Annotated in this window: 21 protein-coding genes and 1 pseudogene; all 22 read left to right on the top strand. The window is 48.8% G+C overall.

Translation table 11 applies throughout. The features are described from left to right. Window positions 1–46 precede the first annotated feature (46 nt). Window positions 47–4,135 (top strand): DNA-directed RNA polymerase subunit beta, encoded by a 4,089-nt coding sequence (rpoB, locus tag ACPXXB_RS12650; protein ID WP_423907914.1) that lies wholly within the window; start codon window positions 47–49, stop codon window positions 4,133–4,135. A 57-nt stretch (window positions 4,136–4,192) separates the two neighbouring features. Beyond that, window positions 4,193–8,479, top strand: coding sequence for a DNA-directed RNA polymerase subunit beta' (rpoC, locus tag ACPXXB_RS12645; RefSeq protein ID WP_423907912.1), 4,287 nt, complete (start codon window positions 4,193–4,195; stop codon window positions 8,477–8,479). A 197-nt stretch (window positions 8,480–8,676) separates the two neighbouring features. Further along, on the top strand, window positions 8,677–9,051 hold the full coding sequence (gene rpsL / locus ACPXXB_RS12640; protein WP_423907910.1) for a 30S ribosomal protein S12: 375 nt from the start codon (window positions 8,677–8,679) through the stop codon (window positions 9,049–9,051). 365 nt (window positions 9,052–9,416) lie between these two features. Beyond that, a complete protein-coding gene (gene rpsG / locus ACPXXB_RS12635) occupies window positions 9,417–9,887 on the top strand; it encodes a 30S ribosomal protein S7 (protein ID WP_423907908.1) in 471 nt (156 codons plus the stop codon). 28 nt (window positions 9,888–9,915) lie between these two features. Then, window positions 9,916–12,015, top strand: coding sequence for an elongation factor G (gene fusA, locus ACPXXB_RS12630; protein WP_423907906.1), 2,100 nt, complete (start codon window positions 9,916–9,918; stop codon window positions 12,013–12,015). A gap of 92 nt (window positions 12,016–12,107) precedes the next feature. Continuing rightward, window positions 12,108–13,301: an elongation factor Tu gene (tuf, locus tag ACPXXB_RS12625; RefSeq protein WP_423907904.1), complete on the top strand. Its 1,194-nt coding sequence runs from the start codon at window positions 12,108–12,110 to the stop codon at window positions 13,299–13,301. 47 nt (window positions 13,302–13,348) lie between these two features. Then, window positions 13,349–13,663 carry a 30S ribosomal protein S10 gene (gene rpsJ, locus ACPXXB_RS12620; RefSeq protein ID WP_423907903.1) on the top strand — a complete coding sequence of 105 codons (315 nt, stop codon included), beginning with the start codon at window positions 13,349–13,351 and terminating at the stop codon, window positions 13,661–13,663. A gap of 27 nt (window positions 13,664–13,690) precedes the next feature. Then, window positions 13,691–14,320: pseudogene (gene rplC / locus ACPXXB_RS12615) on the top strand (50S ribosomal protein L3); the annotation flags it as partial. A 101-nt stretch (window positions 14,321–14,421) separates the two neighbouring features. After that, entirely contained in the window at window positions 14,422–15,045 is a 624-nt protein-coding gene (gene rplD, locus ACPXXB_RS12610; RefSeq protein WP_423907901.1) for a 50S ribosomal protein L4, read from the top strand. Beyond that, entirely contained in the window at window positions 15,042–15,401 is a 360-nt protein-coding gene (gene rplW, locus ACPXXB_RS12605) for a 50S ribosomal protein L23 (protein ID WP_423907900.1), read from the top strand. Before rplD ends, rplW begins: the two co-directional genes overlap by 4 nt. A 35-nt stretch (window positions 15,402–15,436) precedes the next feature. Beyond that, window positions 15,437–16,261 carry a 50S ribosomal protein L2 gene (gene rplB / locus ACPXXB_RS12600; RefSeq protein WP_423907898.1) on the top strand — a complete coding sequence of 275 codons (825 nt, stop codon included), beginning with the start codon at window positions 15,437–15,439 and terminating at the stop codon, window positions 16,259–16,261. A 2-nt stretch (window positions 16,262–16,263) separates the two neighbouring features. After that, a complete protein-coding gene (gene rpsS, locus ACPXXB_RS12595; protein WP_423907896.1) occupies window positions 16,264–16,536 on the top strand; it encodes a 30S ribosomal protein S19 in 273 nt (90 codons plus the stop codon). Between the two features lie 49 nt (window positions 16,537–16,585). Further along, window positions 16,586–16,936, top strand: coding sequence for a 50S ribosomal protein L22 (rplV, locus tag ACPXXB_RS12590; RefSeq protein WP_423907894.1), 351 nt, complete (start codon window positions 16,586–16,588; stop codon window positions 16,934–16,936). 42 nt (window positions 16,937–16,978) lie between these two features. Next, complete coding sequence (gene rpsC / locus ACPXXB_RS12585) at window positions 16,979–17,701, top strand: 30S ribosomal protein S3 (RefSeq protein ID WP_423907892.1); 723 nt, start codon at window positions 16,979–16,981, stop codon at window positions 17,699–17,701. A 5-nt stretch (window positions 17,702–17,706) separates the two neighbouring features. Beyond that, window positions 17,707–18,120, top strand: coding sequence for a 50S ribosomal protein L16 (rplP, locus tag ACPXXB_RS12580; protein ID WP_423907891.1), 414 nt, complete (start codon window positions 17,707–17,709; stop codon window positions 18,118–18,120). Further along, the gene (rpmC, locus tag ACPXXB_RS12575) at window positions 18,120–18,329 is read left to right on the top strand and encodes a 50S ribosomal protein L29 (protein WP_423907889.1); all 210 of its coding nucleotides are present in this window, start codon (window positions 18,120–18,122) and stop codon (window positions 18,327–18,329) included. The genes rplP and rpmC overlap by 1 nt, the downstream gene beginning before the upstream one ends. A gap of 7 nt (window positions 18,330–18,336) precedes the next feature. Further along, window positions 18,337–18,609, top strand: a complete 273-nt coding sequence (rpsQ, locus tag ACPXXB_RS12570) for a 30S ribosomal protein S17 (protein ID WP_423907887.1) — start codon at window positions 18,337–18,339, stop codon at window positions 18,607–18,609. 18 nt (window positions 18,610–18,627) lie between these two features. Beyond that, entirely contained in the window at window positions 18,628–18,996 is a 369-nt protein-coding gene (rplN, locus tag ACPXXB_RS12565; RefSeq protein WP_423907885.1) for a 50S ribosomal protein L14, read from the top strand. 77 nt (window positions 18,997–19,073) lie between these two features. After that, window positions 19,074–19,394, top strand: coding sequence for a 50S ribosomal protein L24 (gene rplX / locus ACPXXB_RS12560; RefSeq protein WP_423907883.1), 321 nt, complete (start codon window positions 19,074–19,076; stop codon window positions 19,392–19,394). 51 nt (window positions 19,395–19,445) lie between these two features. Then, window positions 19,446–19,985: a 50S ribosomal protein L5 gene (rplE, locus tag ACPXXB_RS12555; protein ID WP_423907881.1), complete on the top strand. Its 540-nt coding sequence runs from the start codon at window positions 19,446–19,448 to the stop codon at window positions 19,983–19,985. 2 nt (window positions 19,986–19,987) lie between these two features. Then, a complete protein-coding gene (rpsN, locus tag ACPXXB_RS12550; protein WP_423907880.1) occupies window positions 19,988–20,293 on the top strand; it encodes a 30S ribosomal protein S14 in 306 nt (101 codons plus the stop codon). 86 nt (window positions 20,294–20,379) lie between these two features. Beyond that, complete coding sequence (rpsH, locus tag ACPXXB_RS12545; protein WP_423907878.1) at window positions 20,380–20,775, top strand: 30S ribosomal protein S8; 396 nt, start codon at window positions 20,380–20,382, stop codon at window positions 20,773–20,775. The last annotated feature ends 13 nt before the right edge of the window (window positions 20,776–20,788 follow it).

Below are 20,788 nucleotides of genomic sequence, written 5' to 3'. Positions count from 1 at the left end.
GAAAGCATTTTGTATTTTATTGATCGATCTGTCATAGAGGGCAAACATGGGCTATTCTTTTACTGAAAAAAAGCGCATTCGAAAGAGTTTTAGTAAACGTTCCGATGACTTTCAGGTGCCATACCTGTTAGCCACTCAGAAAGAGTCTTACCGCAAATACCTGCAGGAATTCATCCCTCCAGAGCAGCGTATTGATCAAGGGATTCAGGCTGCCTTCAAGTCAGTCTTTCCGATTGAAAGTTATAACGGCAGCGTAATCCTGGATTTCGTCAGCTATCGCATGGAAAAACCCGGATTTGATGTGGTCGAATGCCAGCAACGCAGCTTGGTATATGCCTGCCCGTTGCGCGTGGTCATGCGCCTGGTCATTTTCAATAAAGGCGGAGCCGGCAAGAAACCCAAAGACATCATCGAACAGGAAGTGTATCTCGGCGATATGCCGTTGATGACGGATAACGGTACGTTTGTTATCAATGGAACAGAGCGAGTTGTCGTTTCCCAATTACACAGGTCTCCAGGCGTAATCTTTGATCACGATGGGGGCAAGACCCATGTCTCGCGCAAACTACTGTTTTCCGCGCGCATCATCCCGTACCGCGGATCATGGCTGGACCTGGAGTTTGATCCCAAGGACTTGCTGTATATCCGAATTGATCGGCGTCGAAAGCTTCCTGCGACAGTTATGTTGCGTGCTTTGGGATACAGCACCGAAGAAATATTGTCCATGTTTTTTGAAAACGACAACATCACCTTGACTGAATCCGGCGCAACTTTAGAGCTGGTGCCTGAGCGTATGCGTGGTCAGCGGCTGGAATTCGCCTTGAAAGACACCAAAGGCGCCAAAGGCAAAGTCATTGTCGAAGCTGAAAAAAGAATTACGGTGCGGCATATTAACGAACTGGAAAAAGCTGGAATCAGCGAAATCCCGATTCCTGATGGATATTTACTGGGTCGAACTCTGGCCGAGGATATTGTTGATACTGAAACCGGGGAGTTGCTGGCGGAAGCTAATCAGGAAATCGTTCCAGAGGTTTTGGAGGCGCTCAGGGAAAATGGCATTGCGGATATCACCACAATCTATACCAATGATATCGATTGCGGGCCGTTTATTTCCGAGACCCTCCGAATTGACGGAACACGCTCAGAGGAACAAGCACAGGTTGAAATCTATCGCGTGATGCGACCGGGCGAGCCGCCAACAAAAGAGGCTTCTGCGGCGTTATTCGCCAATCTGTTTTTCAATCACGAACGATACGATTTATCTGCGGTCGGTCGTATGAAACTCAACCGCCGGCTGGGCAGGGAGTCAGATGAAGGGCCAGGCACACTGAGCAAGCAGGACATCGTCGATGTTATGCGTAAAATTGTTGCGCTTAAAAATGGCAAGGGGGAAACGGATGATATCGATAACCTTGGAAATCGGCGGGTTCGATCGGTTGGCGAATTAGTGGAAAATCAATTTCGCATTGGCTTGGTGCGCGTCGAGCGCGCCGTTAAAGAGCGCTTGAACCTGGTTGAAAGTGAAGGCCTGACTCCCCAGGATTTAATTAACGCAAAACCGGTTTCAGCGGTGGTTCGCGAATTTTTCGGCTCCAGCCAATTGTCTCAGTTTATGGATCAAACCAATCCGCTGTCGGAAGTCACCCATAAACGTCGGGTATCGGCATTGGGACCCGGAGGATTAACCCGGGAGCGCGCCGGTTTTGAAGTGCGTGACGTGCACCCGACTCACTATGGCCGGGTCTGTCCAATTGAAACGCCCGAGGGTCCGAATATTGGCTTGATCAATTCGCTGGCGTGTTTCGCCAAAACCAATGAATATGGTTTCCTTGAAACCCCGTACCGAAAAGTGGTTGACGGCAAAGCAACCGACCAAGTTGATTATCTGTCGGCTATCGAAGAGCATAAATTTGTCATCGCCCAAGCCAACGTTGCAGTAGATGCTGGCGGCAGGTTTTCCGATCAACTGATTTCATGTCGGCACAAAAATGAATTTTCGTTATCGACATCGGATCAAATTGACTACATCGATGTGGCGCCGCAACAAATCGTATCCGTGGCGGCATCGTTAGTGCCTTTTCTTGAGCACGATGATGCCAACCGTGCGTTAATGGGTGCGAACATGCAACGTCAGGCGGTGCCGGTGATACGCAGTGAAAAACCGCTGGTGGGCACGGGTATGGAACGCACAGTGGCTATTGACTCAGGCGTGACAGTGATTGCACGACGTGGCGGTATTGTGGATTCAGTGGATGCTTCACGCATCGTTGTTCGAGTCAACGACGACGAGAGCATTGTGGGCGAGCCAGGCGTTGACATTTATAACCTCACCAAATACCAACGGTCAAACCAAAATACAACCATTAATCAGCATCCTCTGGTCAGCCTGGCGGATAAAATTGAGCGTGGCGATGTGCTTGCCGACGGCCCGTCCACTGATATGGGCGAGTTGGCGCTGGGCAGAAATGTCCTGATCGCGTTCATGCCCTGGAACGGCTATAACTTCGAGGATTCAATCCTGATTTCGGAAAGATTGGTGAAGGACGAAGTTTATACCTCGGTTCACATCGAAGAGCTTTCTTGTGTGGCAAGGGATACCAAGCTTGGATCCGAAGAAATCAGTCGGGACATTCCTAATGTCGGCGAAGGCGCACTCTCCAAACTGGATGAATCCGGTATCGTCTATATCGGCGCTGAAACCGAGCCTGACGATGTTTTAGTGGGCAAGATCACCCCAAAAGGGGAAACACAATTGACCCCGGAAGAGAAGCTTTTACGAGCAATTTTTGGCGAAAAGGCTTCTGATGTCAAGGATACCTCGCTGCGTATGCCATCGGGTATGAAAGGCACGGTCATCGACGTCCAGGTGTTTACCCGTGAAGGTTTAGCCAAAGATGCCCGTGCTACCGCAAACGATGAAGATGAATTGGAGGCAGTTCATAAAGACCTGGATGATCAGTTGCGAATCGTTGAAGACGATGCCTATGCGCGCATTGAAAAACTATTGCACAACCACATCGCCGAAGGCGGGCCAAACGACCTGAAAGCGGGCGAAAAAGTCACCAATGGTTATTTGGCCGAACTGTCTCGCAAGCAATGGTTTGAAATTCGACTCCGAAACGAACAAGCTAACCAGGCGATAGAAAATATTCGTGAGCAATTAGAGGCGCAACGCCAGGAGTTTGATCGCCGCTTCGAAGAAAAAAGCGAAAAAATCAAGATGGGCGATGATCTTGCCCCAGGTGTGCTAAAAATCGTCAAGGTTTTTGTAGCGGTTAAACGGCGGTTGCAACCTGGCGATAAAATGGCCGGTCGGCATGGCAATAAAGGGGTTATTTCTAAAATTGTTCCGGTCGAGGATATGCCCTATATGGATGACGGCACTTCGATTGATATTTGCCTGAATCCATTAGGCGTGCCCTCGAGGATGAATGTCGGTCAGGTTCTGGAAACGCATTTGGGTTGGGCGGCCAAGAAAATTGGTGTGCAGATCAGTGAAATGCTTCGCAAAAACAAGAAACCGGATCAAATCCATAAGTTTCTCGACAAAGTCTATAACACCAGTGGCAAGCAAGAAGCGCTGGATAAATTTTCCGAAGACGAAATACTCGAGTTAGCGAATAATCTTCGAGACGGGGTGCCTATGGCAACGCCGGTATTTGACGGCGCCAACGAAGCCGAAATCAAAGGCATGTTAAAACTGGCGGGTATTCCAAGCAGCGGCCAGATGACATTATATGATGGTCGAACCGGCGAAAAGTTTGATCGGCCAGTCACTTGCGGATACATGTATATCTTGAAATTGAACCATCTGGTGGATGACAAAATGCATGCCCGTTCCACCGGACCATACAGCTTGATCACGCAACAACCGTTAGGCGGCAAGGCTCAATTTGGCGGGCAACGATTCGGTGAAATGGAAGTGTGGGCGCTTGAAGCTTATGGTGCGGCCTATACCTTGCAGGAAATGCTGACGGTTAAATCCGATGATGTCGTCGGCCGCTCGAAAACCTATGAAAACATCGTTCGAGGTGATTATGGAATGGATGCGGGCATGCCCGAATCGTTTAATGTTTTGGTCAAGGAAATTCGTGCATTGGGTCTCAATATTGAGCTCAAGCAGGAGCATCACTAGGGCATCACAGATTAACTCCGAACGTCATAATATACATTATAATAGAGGCAGCACAAAATGAGAGACATTTTTAATCTGTTCAAGCAAACCGATACGATCGAAGATTTTGATTCCATTCGGGTCAGTATCGCGTCGCCGGAAAAAATTCGGTCATGGTCCTTCGGCGAGGTAAAAAAACCGGAAACCATAAACTATCGAACTTTCAGGCCTGAACGAGACGGCTTGTTTTGTGCAAAATTATTCGGACCGATCAGCGATTACGAATGTTTATGCGGTAAGTACAAACGCTTGAAACATCGCGGCGTGATTTGCGAAAAATGCGGCGTCGAAGTCACCCTGTCCAAAGTGCGCCGTGAAAGAATGGGGCACATTGAACTGGCCGCCCCCTGTGCCCATATCTGGTTTCTCAAGTCCCTGCCCTCGCGGCTGGGATTGTTGCTCAATATGACCGTTCGGGAGATGGAGCGAGTTTTGTATTTTGAAGCTTATGTGATGATTGATCCCGGCATCACGGATTTCGAGCGCGGCGATTTACTGACCGAAGAGTCTTACCTGGAAGCCATAGAGACTTTCGGCGATGAATTTGAAGCCGGTATGGGCGCCGAATCAATCCGCAAGTTGCTAAAAGAAATTGATTTGGAGGAAGAAGCGTTATTGTTGCGGGAAGATCTGGCGGCCACAAAATCGGTGACAAAAATTGAAAAATTTACAAGTCGATTAAAGGTGATTGAGGCGTTTATTAATTCCAGCAACAATCCGGCCTGGATGATTATGGATGTGCTGCCGGTGCTGCCACCGGATTTACGCCCGCTGGTGCCATTGGAAGGAGGCCGCTTCGCCACCTCGGATTTGAACGATCTGTACCGCCGGGTCATCAACCGTAATAACCGATTAAAAAGATTGCTGGACTTGAACGCGCCGGATCTGATCGTGCGCAACGAAAAACGCATGCTCCAGGAAGCGGTGGATGCGATGCTCGATAATGGTCGCCGCGGCAAGGCGATTACCGGCGCCAACAAGCGCCAGCTGAAATCCATTTCAGACATCATCAAGGGCAAGCAGGGCCGTTTCCGTCAGAACTTGCTGGGCAAGCGAGTGGACTACTCCGGTCGGTCGGTTATCGTTGTTGGGCCGACTTTAAAGTTGCACCAATGTGGATTGCCTAAAAAAATGGCGCTGGAATTATTCAAGCCATTCATATTCAGCAAACTTGAACTTCGCGGATTAGCGACCAACATTAAACAAGCCAAGAAAATAGTGGAAGCCGAGAGTGCGGAAGTCTGGGATATTCTGGAAGACGTTATCCGTGAACACCCGGTAATGCTTAACCGCGCGCCAACCTTGCACAGATTAGGAATACAGGCATTCGAACCAATCCTCATTGAAGGAAAAGCGATTCAGCTTCATCCGTTGGTGTGCACGCCTTACAATGCGGATTTTGACGGCGATCAAATGGCGGTTCATGTGCCGCTCTCAATAGAGGCACAACTTGAAACCCGCGCTTTAATAATGTCTACAAATAACATTCTGTCGCCGGCAAACGGCGAGCCGATTATTGTGCCGTCTCAGGATATCGTGCTTGGTTTGTATTACATGACCCGGGAAAGCAAAAGCATCGAAGTCAAAGGCAATATCCAACACAAAAAATGCTATGCCGATGATGCCGATGTTCGAAAATACTTTGTCGATATCAACGAGGTGCGGCGCGCCCATGAAAGCGGGTATGTGCACCTGCACGCCCGCATTGAGATTCCTCGGGTTGCGGTGAAAATGCCGGAGAAAAGCAAAACAGGCAAGACGCGGGTGAAAACCACCGTCGGGCGAGCGTTGTTGTCGGAGATTCTGCCCAAGGGGCTGGATTTTTCCCTGATTGACCGGCCGATGAAAAAGAAAACCATTTCCGAACTCATCGATGCCTCATACCGGCAAGTGGGCCTCAAGGAAACCGTGATTTTCGCCGACCAATTGATGTACACCGGATTTAAGATGGCGGCGCTGTCCGGCATCTCCATCGGCGTGGACGACATGGAGATTCCCAAAGACAAGGCGAAAATCCTGAGCGAGGCGCAAAAGGAGGTGCTGGAAATTCAGGGGCAGTACACCGACGGGTTGCTGACCGACGGCGAGCGTTATAACAAGGTCATCGATATATGGTCGCGCAGAAGCGAGCAGGTCGCGGATTCCATGCTGAGCGAGCTCGGCACAGAGCAAGTGACTGACAACAAAGGCGAGCAAGTCCCGCAGAAATCGTTTAATTCGATTTACATGATGGCCGATTCCGGCGCGCGTGGCTCCCATGCTCAGATCAGGCAGTTAGCCGGTATGCGCGGATTGATGGCAAAACCGGATGGCTCGATCATTGAAACGCCGATTACCGCTAATTTCCGCGAAGGGCTGAACGTGCTGCAATACTTCATCTCGGCACACGGCGCGCGCAAGGGGCTGACCGATACCGCGCTGAAAACCGCCAATGCCGGCTATTTGACGCGCCGCCTGGTGGATGTCTGCCAGGACTTGGTGGTAACCGAAGAAGATTGTGGCACCGAAAAGGGCTTGCTGCGCGAGGCGCAGGTGCAAGGCGGCGAAGTTGTTGTGCCTTTGGGTGACCGTATATTGGGACGTTATGCCGTTGAAAATGTGATTGACCCGGTCACCGATGAAGTGATCATTTCAAAAGATGAAATGATTGATGAAACGACTGTTATAAAAGTTGATCAGATGAATATTCATGAGGTTAACGTACGCTCCGCGGTCGCTTGCGAAACCCGATTTGGCGTATGTGCGAAGTGCTATGGACGCGATCTCGGCCGCGGCCATACTATCAATGTCGGTGAAGCGGTGGGCGTGGTCGCGGCGCAGTCCATCGGCGAGCCGGGCACCCAACTGACCTTGCGCACCTTCCACATCGGCGGCGCCGCTTCGGCGGCCGCGGTGGTTAGCCATGTCGAGCTGAAGAATAAGGGGAAGATTCACCTTAAAGCAGCCAAACTGATTAAAAACAGCGACGGCAATCACGTTGTGGTAACCCGGTCAAGCGAGTTGATCGTTCAGGATGAGCAAGGCCGTGACCGTGAAAGGCATAAACTGCCTTATGGCGCGGTGTTAACGGTTGTCGAAGGTTCTGAAGTAAATATTGGCGATATTGTAGTGACATGGGATCCGCATACCCATCCTATTATTACCGAGGTCGCCGGAACCGTAGTGTTTACCGATTTTGAAGAAGGGGTAACGGTCAACGTGCAAACCGACGAATTAACCGGTAAAAGCGCGTATGTCATCATCGACCCGCAGCGGCGGCGCGGCAGTGCCTACAATATCAAGCCGACCATTAGCCTGGTGGACGATGCGGGAAATTCAGTGAAGATTCCCGGCACCGATGTCGATGCGCGATATCAGTTACCGCCGGATGCCATCGTTATGCTCGTGGACGGGCAACAGGTGAGCAGTGGCGATGTCATCGCACGGATTTCTCAGGAGTCATCAAAGGCGCGGGATATCACCGGCGGCTTGCCCAGAGTGGCAGAGTTGTTCGAGGCGCGCAAACCCAAAGAGCCAGCCATTCTGGCGGAAGTCGATGGCATTGTCTCTTTTGGCAAGGAAACCGCAAGCAAGCACCGTTTGGTGATCACCAGCAAGGATGGGGAAACCCATGGCACCCTGATTCCAAAAACCCGGCGCATTAATGTGTTTGAAGGGGAAACCGTGGAACGGGGCGAGGTTATCGTTGAAGGACCGCATTTGGCGAGTGATATTCTGAAGTATCTCGGTGTTACGGCATTGGCGGATTACATCGTTAATGAAGTCCAGGATGTTTACCAATTGCAAGGCGTAAAAATAAACGATAAGCATATTGAAGTTATCGTTCGTCAAATGTTACGCAAAGCAAAGGTTGTTGATATTGGTGATAGTCGCTATTTGCTGGGCGAACAAGCAGAAAAGTCTTTATTACTGGATGAAAATGACAGGTTGATCGAACAAGGCAAAAGGCCGGCCGCTTACGACCCGGTGTTGTTGGGAATCACCAAGGCGTCATTGACTACGGAATCGTTCATATCGGCGGCTTCATTCCAGGAAACGACTCGGGTGCTGACTAATGCTTCGGTAAACGGCAAGGTTGATCGACTGCGTGGACTTAAAGAAAATGTTATTGTTGGGCGATTGATTCCAGCCGGTACCGGGCTTGCTTTTCATCAGGAGCGAAAGCGAAGCAGAATTGAGAATTCTCGCAAAAGTCAAGAGATTGAAGCGCTTTTGGGTGGAGCGGAACAGGAAAATGTCGAACTCGGAGAAATGGTAGTGGATGAGGTGATGAACGAGTCTCCCGCCCAGCCAGCCGCCGAGTAAGTTTTGCAGGCAATTTGTGGTCGGTTTAGGGGATTTTACGGGTGTTTTTTGCTTGACACTGCTAGCTCATCGGCATAAAATCGCCGCCCTTGCGAAAATCCAGACTAGCAAAATTCGTTGAATTTTATAGGTTGTAGGTGTTTCCGGGGTTCTAGTATATATCTGGAACAGGCATAAATTTTGAGTATATTGAGCGCATGCCAACATTAAACCAACTGGTTAGAAAACCACGTCAAAAGCAGGTAAAAAAGCCCAATGTTCCGGCATTGCAGACTTGCCCGCAGAAACGAGGGGTTTGTACACGGGTTTATACCACAACGCCAAAGAAACCGAATTCCGCATTGCGTAAAGTGGCTCGGGTTCGATTAACCAACGGCTATGAAGTAACGACTTACATTGGTGGTGAAGGTCATAATCTCCAGGAGCACTCAGTGGTATTGATCAGAGGGGGGCGGGTTAAAGATTTACCCGGTGTTCGTTACCACACAGTACGTGGCGCATTGGACACATCGGGTGTTTCTGATAGACGCCAGGGTCGTTCGAAGTACGGTGCGAAGCGGCCTAAGTCGTAGTGCCCGTCATTTTTGAACAAGACGTTAGAATATTTTAGCAAAGAAATTTAATTAACACATCGTTAATTAACAGATGGGCGGAGTTTAAGCTCCGATCGGCAAGCTATATTTTCCCGCCAAACCCTAACGCCCGAACCTTTGGGTCATACCCAAAAGGGGGCTAAGGGAAGGTTGCTCTTCTGAACGATCAGGAGAGCGTATTCTTATGGAATGACCGACATTGAGATATTGAACCTTACCAAAGTTCAGGCGGGGTGATTCGTCTCAGCTATTTGGAAAGTTTTTAGTGATTTTATAATTATTTTTTGATCGCCTTAACGCGCCATTAAGTTTATAGCAACAAAATGAAGCAGCAAAACTAAGTAATGCCAAGAAGACGAGAAATACCGAAGCGCAAAATATTGCCTGATCCCAAGTTTAAGGACCAGACCATTGCAAAATTTATTAACATCATAATGCTTGATGGCAAGAAATCCATTGCCGAAAAGATCATCTACGACGCCCTTGACATTATCAAACAGCGCGGCAAAGAAGACCCTGTCGGTATTTTCAACCAAGCATTGGAAAAAGTAAGCCCTAGCGTCGAAGTAAAAAGTCGCCGAGTGGGTGGCGCAACCTACCAGATTCCAATTGAAGTGCGACCCAATCGTCAAATAGCATTAGCCATGCGCTGGTTAGTGGAAGCGGCTCGAAAAAGAAACGAAAAATCCATGACCGCCCGCTTGGCCGGTGAGTTGATGGATGCTTCTGATGATCGCGGCAGTGCCGTTAAAAAACGTGAAGACACGCTGAAAATGGCTGAAGCCAACAAAGCATTCTCGCATTACCGTTTTTAGTTTGATTAGCGGTAGTACAATTAAGCATATGGCACGTAAAACGCCTCTACACCGTTATCGTAACATTGGCATCATGGCCCACATTGATGCCGGCAAGACCACGACCACCGAACGCGTGCTTTTCTATACCGGACTGTCCCACAAAATTGGCGAGGTTCACGACGGTAATGCGGTAATGGACTGGATGGAACAGGAACAGGAAAGGGGCATCACCATCACTTCCGCTGCCACTACTTGTTTTTGGAGCGGCCTGGATAAAGACCTGCCAGAACATCGAATCAATATTATCGACACCCCGGGCCACGTCGACTTCACCATTGAAGTAGAGCGGGCACTGCGCGTACTGGATGGCGCCGTGGCGGTTTTTTGTGCAGTAGGTGGCGTAGAGCCGCAATCTGAAACAGTTTGGCGACAAGCCAACAGGTACAAAGTGCCGCGCATGGCTTTCATCAATAAAATGGATCGCACTGGCGCGGATTTCTTGCGAGTGGTTGAACAAATCAAAACTCGTCTGGGCGCTAACCCGGTTGTTGTGCAGCTAAACATTGGCTCCGAAGAAAACTTCAAGGGTGTTGTCGATCTGGTCAAAATGAAAGCGATTTACTGGAAAGAAGAAAACATGGGTGTTGAGTTTGAATATCGCGACATTCCTGAACAGTTAGTTGAATTGTGCGGTGAATATCATGCGAAACTGGTGGAAGCTGCAGCCGAAGCAGACGATACAATGATGGATAAGTACTTTGAGCAAGGAGCGTTAAGCGAGCAGGACCTCAAAAAAGGAATTCGAATACGTACACTTAACAATGAAATTATTCCGGTTTTCTGTGGCTCTGCATTTAAAAACAAGGGTGTGCAAGCAATGCTTGACGGTGTTGTCGATTTCATGCCGAGCCCACTGGATGTGCCAGCTATCAATGGGATTGCGGCAGACATCGCGGGATTGTCATTTGAAAGAGTGCGAAAAGCGGATGACAACGAACCATTTTCAGCGCTGGCCTTTAAGATCATGTCTGATTCATTTTTCGGACAACTGGTATTCTTTCGAGTTTACTCAGGCATGGTCAAATCCGGGGATACGGTGCTTAATTCAGTAAAAGGTAAAAAAGAGCGCATCGGTCGAATTCTACAGATGCATTCCAATAACCGTGAAGATATTAAGGAAGTACATGTCGGCGATATAGCCGCTGCAGTTGGACTTAAAAGCGTTACCACCGGCGATACCTTGTGCGCTATCAATTCCGAAGTGGTATTGGAGCGGATGGAATTCCCGGAACCGGTTATTTCCCAGGCGGTGGAACCTAAAACCAAAACCGATCAGGAAAAACTGGGCATCGCATTGGGCAAATTGGCACGGGAAGATCCCTCTTTCAGAGTCAGGTCTGATGAAGAATCTGGACAAACGATTATCTCGGGAATGGGCGAATTACACTTGGAAATCATTCTCGACAGGTTAAAAAGGGAATTCAGCGTAGACGCCAATATCGGCAAACCTCAGGTTGCCTACCGCGAAACCATTACTAAAACTATCGAAACCGAACATAAATACGCCAAGCAGACCGGCGGACGAGGCCAGTATGGCCATGTCCACCTTCGTCTGAAACCCCAGAAAATGGGCGCGGGCTACGAATTTATTGACGAAATCAAGAGTGGGGTTATTCCTCGCGAATTTATTCCTGCGGTGGATAAAGGAATTCAGGATGCAATGCAGTCAGGGGTGGTTGCCGGTTACCCGGTGATAGATGTGAGGGCCACGTTATTTTATGGCTCGTATCATGAAGTGGATTCATCCGAACATGCCTTTAAAGCGGCCGGGGCCATGGCTTTTAGAGAAGGCGCAAGACAAGCAGGGCCACAGTTGCTTGAACCAATGATGGCGGTAGAAGTAGTTACCCCGGAAGAATATATGGGTAGTGTTAATGGCGATTTGAGTTCGCGTCGCGGTCTTATCCAGGAGATGGAAGATTCGGCGAGTGGAAAAGTTGTAAAAGCTGAGGTGCCTCTGTCTGAAATGTTTGGCTATGCCACCTCGTTGCGCTCTGCGACTCAGGGACGAGCTAACTATACGATGGAATTCAAAAGGTATGCGCCGGTTCCGACCAGCATAACTGAAGCCATCAGAAATACTTAATCGGGCATGTTTGATTCATTAGCCCAATAAATAAGTTTAAATAAATTTCAAGAAAAAATCAACGCAAAAATCAGATTGTTAAGAGATAAACCATGTCGAAAGAGAGATTTGAGAGAACCAAGCCGCATGTGAATGTTGGCACGATAGGGCACGTGGATCACGGCAAGACGACGCTGACGGCGGCGATGACCAGGGTATTGTCGGCGAAGTACGGCGGCACGTCGGCGAAGGCGTTTGATGAGATAGACAATGCGCCGGAGGAGCGTGAGCGCGGCATCACGATTGCGACCGCGCACGTGGAATATGAGACTGAGGCGCGGCACTATGCGCACGTGGATTGTCCTGGTCATGCGGATTATGTCAAGAACATGATCACCGGCGCGGCGCAGATGGATGGCGCGATAGTGGTGGTTTCGGCGGCGGACGGACCGATGCCGCAGACCCGCGAGCACATATTATTAGCGCGACAGGTTGGGGTTCCGTATATCGTGGTGTTTTTGAACAAGGCTGATTTGGTAGACGATGAGGAGTTGATGGAGTTGGTTGAGATGGAGGTGCGCGAGTTGCTGGACAGTTACGAATTTCCTGGGGACGACACGCCGATCGTTGTCGGCAGCGCGTTGAAGGCGTTGGAAGGTGATTCTTCGGAGATGGGCGAGGGTTCGATATTCAAGTTGGCGGCGGCCTTGGACAGTTATATTCCGGAGCCTGAGCGCAAGGTTGACGGCGACTTTTTGATGCCGGTGGAGGATGTGTTTTCGATTTCCGGTCGGGGCACGGTGGTGACCGGTCGTATTGAGCGCGGAGTGGTCAAGGTGAATGAAGCGATTGAGATTATTGGTTTGAAAGAGACGATGACGACGGTATGCACAGGCGTTGAGATGTTCCGGAAGTTATTGGACGAGGGTCGGGCAGGGGACAATGTGGGTGTTTTGTTGCGCGGTACCAAGCGAGAGGAAGTGGAGCGTGGTCAGGTGTTGGCGAAGCCGAAGTCAATCACGCCGCACACCCGGTTTGAGGCAGAGGTGTATATATTGTCGAAGGAGGAGGGTGGACGGCATACGCCATTTTTCAAAGGCTATCGTCCGCAGTTTTATTTCAGGACGACGGATGTCACGGGGGCGTGCGAGTTGCCGAAGGATGTGGAGATGGTGATGCCTGGGGACAATGTGCGGTTGGCGGTGGAGTTGATAGCGCCGATTGCCATGGAAGACGGCTTGCGCTTCGCCATCCGCGAGGGCGGTCGCACTGTGGGCGCCGGCGTGGTGACTAAAATTATTGCATAGTGCAAATAGCAAATTTGTAAATTAATTAAACCGGGAAAACTTGAGCAATGGTTGAAAATCAAAAAATTCGCATAAGCCTGAAAGCGTTCGACCACAAATCAATTGATCGCTCGGCATTGGAGATCGTGGATACCGCTCGGCGAACCGGCGCATTGGTTATGGGCCCTATTCCATTGCCGACTAAAATCGAAAAGTACACGCTTTTGCGGTCACCTCACGCCAACAAAAAGGCGCGCGACCAATTTGAGATTAGAACGCATAAAAGAATTCTTGATATCGTTCAACCTACTGACAAAACGGTCGATGCATTAATGAAGCTGGATTTAGCATCTGGTGTTGATGTTGAAATCAAACTGAACTAATAGCAAGAAGCGTAGCAGGTTAAGAAAATGTCATTGGGATTGGTTGGAAAAAAAATCGGCATGACCCGGATTTTTACCGAACAAGGTAAATCTCAGCCGGTAACGGTGATTGAAGTTTTGCCGAATAAGATCACTCAGATCAAAACCCAGGCAGTGGACGGTTATAACGGTTTGCAATTGACCACAGGCGAGCGACCGGCTAACCGGGTAACCAAAGCAATGAAAGGCCATTTTGCTAAAGCCGGGGTAGAGCCTGGGCGTGGTGTTTGGGAGTTTCGACTTGAAGCGCCAGCTGATGCTCAGGCCGGCAACGAACTAACCGTTGGTTTGTTTGAAGAAGGTCAAAAAGTTGATGTCACTGGTCAATCCATCGGCAAGGGCTTTGCAGGTGTTATGAAGCGTCATGGTTTTCGTGGTGGTCGTGCATCCCATGGCAACTCTAAAGCCCACAGATTAAGTGGTTCCATTGGTAATGCCCAGGATCCAGGTCGAGTATTCAAAGGCAAGAAAATGGCCGGGCATATGGGTGCCGAACGAGCAGTCCAGCAGAATCTGGTCGTGGTAAGGGTGGATAGCGAACGAAACATTATTTTGATCAGCGGCTGTATCCCGGGCTCCAAAGGCGCCGATGTGATTATTCGGCCAGCGGTTAAATCTGATGCAGTTCTGCCCATGCCTGATAATGCGGCGATTGTTGAACACAGTACTCAGATCAATGCTGATGAGCAGACGGGTAAGCAGTCTGACGAGGAAAAGAAATGACGATTCAATTAAAAGTAAACAAACTCACCGATGGCAAAGACGGCAAGGTCGGTTTGTCCGACATTAGCTTTGGCGTTAAATTTAACCAAGCGTTGGTGCATCAGGTCGTGACCGCGTATCAAGCCGGAGGTCGGAGTGGTACCCGGGCCCAGAAAAATCGCGCAGCGGTACGTGGCGGCGGCGTCAAACCCTGGAAGCAAAAAGGCTCTGGACGTGCCCGGGTAGGCACTATTCGTAGCCCGATATTCGTCGGCGGTGGTCGTACTTTTCCCGCTTCCACTCAGGACTTCTCACAAAAGGTGAACAAGAAAATGTATCGCGCAGCCATGCGCTCGATACTTTCCGAGTTAGCGCGTCAGGATAGATTGGTTGTGGTGGATGAGTTATCTATGGATGCGCCCAAGACCAAATCATTGCTCGAGACTTTGAGCAAACTAGAGGCTGTACAAGCATTAATAGTATTGGCTGAAGATAACGATAATGTTGAACTTTCAGCGCGTAATTTGAAATCGGTTGCGGTTTGTAACAGCCGCGAAATCGATCCGGTAAGCTTAATTCGTTATGAAAAAGTGGTGATGACCGTGGACGCCGCTAAAAACATAGATGAGGCTTTCCAATGAGTTTGCCAAAACGAAAAAGCAGGTATAAAGGCAACGAAGCGAGGTCCGTTGTGCTTGATGAAGAACGGTTATACCAAATCATCCTTAAGCCGGTGATTTCAGAAAAATCGACTGTGCTTGCGGATAAACACAATCAGGTGGTTTTTCAGGTCAAAATCGATGCGAGTAAAGATGAAATTCGCCAGGCCGTGGAAAAATTATTTGAGGTGAAGGTGAAAAATGTTCAAGTGGTTAATGTATGTGGCAAGGTCAAGAGATTTGGCAAAACTCCGGGGGCGCGCAGCAGTTGGAAAAAGGCTTATGTTTGTTTACAGGAAGGTCAGGACATTGATTTTCTTGGCGTGGCGGGAGCGTAATCAAGATTAGTTTGGCAAGTAGGCAGTTAATTAAAATGGCACTAGTAAAACAAAAACCGACTACGCCAGGCCGCAGAGGGATGGTCAAGGTAGTGACTCCGGATTTGCATAAAGGTAAACCCCATAAGCCGTTGCTGAAACCTAAAACCGCAATCAGCGGCAGAAATAATGAGGGTCGTATCACTGTGCGGCATCGTGGCGGCGGGCACAAACGCCATTATCGAGTTGTTGATTTCAAGCGCAATAAAGACGGCGTCCCGGCGACGATTAAGCGTATCGAATACGATCCTAATCGAAGCGCTCACATTGCATTGCTGGTTTATAAAGATGGCGAGCACCGTTACATTATTGCTGCGCGTGGTTTAGCGGCGGGTGATACGGTGGTTTCTGGTGTCGGTGGTGGTTATAACGTCGGCAACTGTATGCCGTTGCGTAACATCCCGGTCGGAACCGTGGTGCATTGCGTGGAACTTAAACCCGGCAAAGGCGCGCAAATCGCACGCACCGCCGGGGCTGGAGTGCAATTTCTCGGCAATGAAGGGTCATATGCCCAGCTTCGGTTGCGTTCTGGAGAAGTAAGAAAAGTGCATCTGGATTGTCGCGCGACCATTGGTCAAGTGGGTAACGCCGAAAATAGCTTGCGTAAGATTGGCAAGGCCGGCGCCAACCGCTGGAGAGGCATTCGCCCCACAGTACGGGGTGTCGCAATGAACCCAGTGGATCACCCTCATGGTGGTGGTGAAGGGCGTACTTCAGGCGGCCGTCATCCGATATCGCCCTGGGGTGTTCCGACCAAAGGATACCGAACCCGTTCTAATAAACGAACATCATCCATGATTATTCGCAGAAGGAAAAAATAACCATGCCAAGATCAATTAAAAAAGGGCCTTTTGTTGACCACCATTTGTGGAGCAAAGTTGAAAAAGCTAAATCAGAAAATTCTCGCAAACCCATTAAAACATGGTCACGACGTTCGATGATCATGCCCGAATTTATTGGGATGACAATCGCTGTACATAATGGTCGACAACATGTACCCGTTCTGATCAACGAAAATATGGTGGGACACAAGCTTGGCGAGTTTTCGCCAACCCGAACCTATCGCGGACACGTGGCCAGCAAAAAAGCCAAGTAGATGAGCTTAAGCGCCAATAGCCACAAGAGCCCATAAAAGATAAAATAAGATGCAAGTCAGCGCAGTCATAAAATATGTTAGATTATCGGCGCAAAAAGGTCGGTTGGTGGCCGACCAAATTCGCTCCCTGCCGGTTGAAAAAGCGCTGGAAATTCTGAACTTTAGTCCAAAAAAAGGAGCAACGCCGATGAAGAAAGCGCTGGATTCCGCGATTGCTAATGCGGAGCACAATGAAGGCGCGGATATTGATGATTTATGGGTCAATCAGGTGATGGTTGACCAAGCACCGACGATTAAACGATTTCGGGCGCGGGCGAAGGGCCGTGGCACTCGAATTTTGAAGCGAAATTGTCACATCACGATTAGTGTGAGTGACGGTCCAAGAGCATCAAAAAAGTAACTTATAAATTTAATAGATAGAGAACCGGCGGAGATCTGAGTAATGGGTCAAAAAGTACAGCCAAACGGCATTCGACTTGGCATTGTCAAGGATTGGAATGCCAAATGGTATGCGCCTAGCAGTCGCTACGCGGATACGCTGGCGAGCGATCTGAAAATTCGTGAGTTTTTAACGAAACGATTGGGTAATGCTGCGGTGAGCAAGATTGCAATCGATCGACCAGCGCAAAACTTGAACGTAACGATTTACACCGCCAGGCCCGGTATCGTCATCGGCAAGAAGGGCGAGGATATTGAGCGCCTTCGATTTGAGTTGACCAAAATCAATGGCAACCCGGTTCAGGTGGCAGTGGAAGAAATACGCAAGCCCGAGCTTGACGCGAAATTGGTGGCAGAAAATATTTGCCAGCAGCTTGAAAAGCGAATCATGTTTCGACGAGCAATGAAACGCGCCGTTCAAAACTCAATGCGTTTGGGTGCCAAAGGGGTTAAGGTCATGCTTGCCGGGCGTCTGAATGGTGCGGAAATCGCTCGAACGGAGTGGTATCGGGAAGGTCGTGTACCGTTGCATACGTTACGTGCGGATATTGATTATGGTGTTCATGAAGCCCATACCACCTACGGCATCATCGGCGTCAAAGTCTGGATTTTCAAGGGTGAAATTTTAGAACCGGAAAAACCGGAAGTTCAGGTCGTTGAACAGCCGGCCCTTGCACAACCGAGCACTGAGCAATCGGCCACTGAACAGAAGCCGGAAGCGGGTTAATAATTATGCTCCAACCCAAAAGAACAAAATTTCGCAAAATGCACAAGGGCCGCAACCGCGGTCTGGCCAGCCGTGGAAATCGCGTTAGTTTTGGTGAGTTTGGCCTGCAAGCCTCGAGCCGAGGCCGGTTGACTGCCAGGCAGATTGAGGCGGCCCGTCGTGCTATTACCCGCCATGTGAAACGGGGCGGGCGAATGTGGATTCGGGTATTTCCCGACAAGCCTATTTCGAAGAAGCCATTGGAAGTGCGAATGGGCAAAGGCAAAGGAAACCCTGAATTTTGGGTGGCATTGATTCAGCCCGGCACCATGCTATATGAAATTGAGGGTGTTTCTGAAAGTTTGGCACGAGAAGCGTTTCGGCTTGCCAGCGCTAAATTGCCAGTACAAACCAACTTTGCAAGACGTCAGGTGGGCTAATGAAAGCAGCTGAACTTAGAACCCAAAAAGCGCAAGACCTGCAACAAGAACTGTTAGGTCTTAGAAAAGAGCAATTCAATCTTCGTATGCAGCGAGGCGCAGGCCAGCTTGCTAATCCGTCGCGTTTCAAGGTTGTCCAAAAAGATATCGCCAGAATAAAAACCGTCTTGCAAGAGAAGGCGGGCAGCAAAGCGCAAGTGCCTGAGTAATTAATAAATGACCATAGAATCCACAACAGAGCAGACAACCAAACGAGCGATTCAAGGCAGGGTGATTGGCGCGGCTGGCAATAAAAGCATTACCGTATTGGTTGAACGCCGGGTTAAGCATCCGTTGTATAAAAAATATATACGTCGCTCCACAAAGCTGCATGCTCACGATGAACAAAATCAGTGCAAGGCCGGGGATACAGTTCGTATTGAAGCGTGTCGGCCCATTTCAAAAACCAAATGCTGGCGTTTGGTTGAAGTGGTTACCCGAGCAGTTTAGGGCCGCGGGAGAATACTCATGATTCAAATGCAGACAATGATGTCAGTTGCCGATAACAGCGGCGCTAAAAGAGTGATGTGCATAAAGGTACTTGGCGGCTCTAAACGCAGATATGCAGGTATTGGTGACATTATAAAAATCACAATCAAGGAAGCATTGCCAAATAGCAGGGTTAAAAAAGGCGATGTTTATGATGCGGTGGTTGTTAGAACCAGATCCGGTGTGCGACGCCCCGATGGTTCGTTGATACGATTTGATAAAAACTCAGCAGTTTTATTGAATGCGGCGCACCAACCCATTGGCACACGAATTTTTGGCCCGGTAACCCGGGAGTTGCGCTCAGAAAAATTCATGCGAATTATTTCTTTGGCCCCGGAAGTTTTGTAATCAGAAACCGAAACAAAGACCTGAGACAAAAACCCAAGACCAGCATTTGAGATTAGCCGGAATTTGAGATTAGAGTGATGCAAAGAATTAAAAAAAATGACGATGTAATCGTGATCGCCGGGCGCGATAAAGGCAAACGCGGCAGTGTATTAAAAATCACCAATGATGGTCGCGCATTGGTGGACAATGTTAATTTGGTTAAACGTCACACCAAGGGAAATCCGAATACAGGTCAAACCGGAGGGATTATTGAAAAAGAAGCCCCCATCCAACTTTCCAATATTGCTTTATATAATCCGGTCACCAAAAAAGGCGAGCGGATTGGTTTCAAAGCATTGGAAGACGGTCGGAAGGTTCGATATTTCAAATCAAATGACGAAGTTATTGATCTCGCTTAATTTCACTATAAGCTGAGTCCACAACCCATGGTTAGAATTTTTTAGAAGCAAATGGCCAGATTACAAGAAAAGTATAAAACTGAAGTTGCGCCGAAGCTCCAGCAAGCGTTTTCGTTCAAAAGCGCAATGGAAATTCCGCGGATTACGAAAATCACGCTGAATATGGGTTTGGGTGAGGCGGTAGCCAATAAAAATGTGTTGCAAAGCGCAACTAGCGATCTTGAAAAAATTACCGGTCAAAAACCGGTGGTCACCAAAGCGAAAAAATCCGAAGCGGTTTTCAAAATTCGGGAAGGTTGGCCAATTGGTGCAAAAGTGACTCTGCGACGCAGACAAATGTACGAGTTTCTTGACCGATTGATTTCGGTGGCGATCCCGAGAATTCGGGATTTCAGGGGATTGTCGAACAAATCGTTCGATGGGCGTGGAAACTACTCGTTTGGTCTTAAGGAGCAAATCGTATTTCCAGAAATCGATTATGACAATGTGGATACTTTGAGGGGCATGGATATTTGTATCACGACTTCTGCAAAAAATGACGAACAGGCAAGCGCGTTGTTGCGCGCATTTAATTTTCCAATGAAGCGTTAGCTATGGCTAAGAAATCAATGATAGCCCGCGAGGCCAAGCGCCAGAAATTAATCAGTGCGCATGCTGAAAAAAGAAAAGAGTTGGCAAACAAAATCTCAAATTCTGAAACCAGTTCAGCAGATCAATTTCAGGCTATGCTGGATCTGCAGAAACTGCCTCGGGATTCCAGTCCGATACGAAAACGAAACCGCTGCGCGCTTACCGGTCGTCCAAGAGGAAATTACAGAAAATTCGGGCTGTGCAGAAATAAGTTGAGAGAAGTCATTATGCGTGGCGAAGCGCCCGGCGTGGTCAAGTCTAGTTGGTAATTTGGCGCGGATAATTTTGAGCATAATTTTTGTTGGAAATATAAGCATGAACACTAAAACGAGAGCGTTAAAATGAGAGCACTACAATGAGTATGGCCGATCCCATCGCTGATATGTTGACGCGAATACGAAACGGTTTGCAGGCGCATAAAGTAGCCGTGGCAATGCCGTCATCTAAAAGCAAAGTGGCCATTGCTGAAGTGTTGAAGGAAGAGGGTTATATAACCGGTTATTCCGTTGATGGTGAAGGCGTAAAAAAGAGTCTTGAAATTCAGTTAAAGTATTTTCAAGGCGATCCGGTCATTGAAGAAATTAAGCGAATCAGCATGCCCAGCTGTCGCGTGTACGCGAGCAAGGATAATCTGCCTACAATAAAAAGCGGATTGGGGGTGGCTCTGGTATCCACTTCCAAAGGAGTGCTGACTGACAAATCCGCCCGCCAGCAGGGTATGGGCGGAGAAATAATTTGCGCCGTATTTTGATTGGCATCGCCAA

This window comes from Candidatus Spongiihabitans sp., assembly GCF_965237845.1.
In the GTDB taxonomy this organism is placed as follows: domain Bacteria; phylum Pseudomonadota; class Gammaproteobacteria; order Arenicellales; family Poriferihabitantaceae; genus Spongiihabitans.
The sequence above is the reverse complement of the archived record's forward strand: the minus strand, read 5'-3'. Positions and strand labels throughout refer to the sequence as shown.

Excerpts from the sequence above, each read along its gene's own strand:
- rpoB (WP_423907914.1), top strand. The coding sequence starts at position 47 with ATGGGCTATTCTTTTACTGAAAAAAAGCGCATTCGAAAGAGTTTTAGT.
- rpoC (WP_423907912.1), top strand. The coding sequence starts at position 4,193 with ATGAGAGACATTTTTAATCTGTTCAAGCAAACCGATACGATCGAAGAT.
- rpsL (WP_423907910.1), top strand. The coding sequence starts at position 8,677 with ATGCCAACATTAAACCAACTGGTTAGAAAACCACGTCAAAAGCAGGTA.
- rpsG (WP_423907908.1), top strand. The coding sequence starts at position 9,417 with ATGCCAAGAAGACGAGAAATACCGAAGCGCAAAATATTGCCTGATCCC.
- fusA (WP_423907906.1), top strand. The coding sequence starts at position 9,916 with ATGGCACGTAAAACGCCTCTACACCGTTATCGTAACATTGGCATCATG.
- tuf (WP_423907904.1), top strand. The coding sequence starts at position 12,108 with ATGTCGAAAGAGAGATTTGAGAGAACCAAGCCGCATGTGAATGTTGGC.
- rpsJ (WP_423907903.1), top strand. The coding sequence starts at position 13,349 with ATGGTTGAAAATCAAAAAATTCGCATAAGCCTGAAAGCGTTCGACCAC.
- rplD (WP_423907901.1), top strand. The coding sequence starts at position 14,422 with ATGACGATTCAATTAAAAGTAAACAAACTCACCGATGGCAAAGACGGC.
- rplW (WP_423907900.1), top strand. The coding sequence starts at position 15,042 with ATGAGTTTGCCAAAACGAAAAAGCAGGTATAAAGGCAACGAAGCGAGG.
- rplB (WP_423907898.1), top strand. The coding sequence starts at position 15,437 with ATGGCACTAGTAAAACAAAAACCGACTACGCCAGGCCGCAGAGGGATG.
- rpsS (WP_423907896.1), top strand. The coding sequence starts at position 16,264 with ATGCCAAGATCAATTAAAAAAGGGCCTTTTGTTGACCACCATTTGTGG.
- rplV (WP_423907894.1), top strand. The coding sequence starts at position 16,586 with ATGCAAGTCAGCGCAGTCATAAAATATGTTAGATTATCGGCGCAAAAA.
- rpsC (WP_423907892.1), top strand. The coding sequence starts at position 16,979 with ATGGGTCAAAAAGTACAGCCAAACGGCATTCGACTTGGCATTGTCAAG.
- rplP (WP_423907891.1), top strand. The coding sequence starts at position 17,707 with ATGCTCCAACCCAAAAGAACAAAATTTCGCAAAATGCACAAGGGCCGC.
- rpmC (WP_423907889.1), top strand. The coding sequence starts at position 18,120 with ATGAAAGCAGCTGAACTTAGAACCCAAAAAGCGCAAGACCTGCAACAA.
- rpsQ (WP_423907887.1), top strand. The coding sequence starts at position 18,337 with ATGACCATAGAATCCACAACAGAGCAGACAACCAAACGAGCGATTCAA.
- rplN (WP_423907885.1), top strand. The coding sequence starts at position 18,628 with ATGATTCAAATGCAGACAATGATGTCAGTTGCCGATAACAGCGGCGCT.
- rplX (WP_423907883.1), top strand. The coding sequence starts at position 19,074 with ATGCAAAGAATTAAAAAAAATGACGATGTAATCGTGATCGCCGGGCGC.
- rplE (WP_423907881.1), top strand. The coding sequence starts at position 19,446 with ATGGCCAGATTACAAGAAAAGTATAAAACTGAAGTTGCGCCGAAGCTC.
- rpsN (WP_423907880.1), top strand. The coding sequence starts at position 19,988 with ATGGCTAAGAAATCAATGATAGCCCGCGAGGCCAAGCGCCAGAAATTA.
- rpsH (WP_423907878.1), top strand. The coding sequence starts at position 20,380 with ATGAGTATGGCCGATCCCATCGCTGATATGTTGACGCGAATACGAAAC.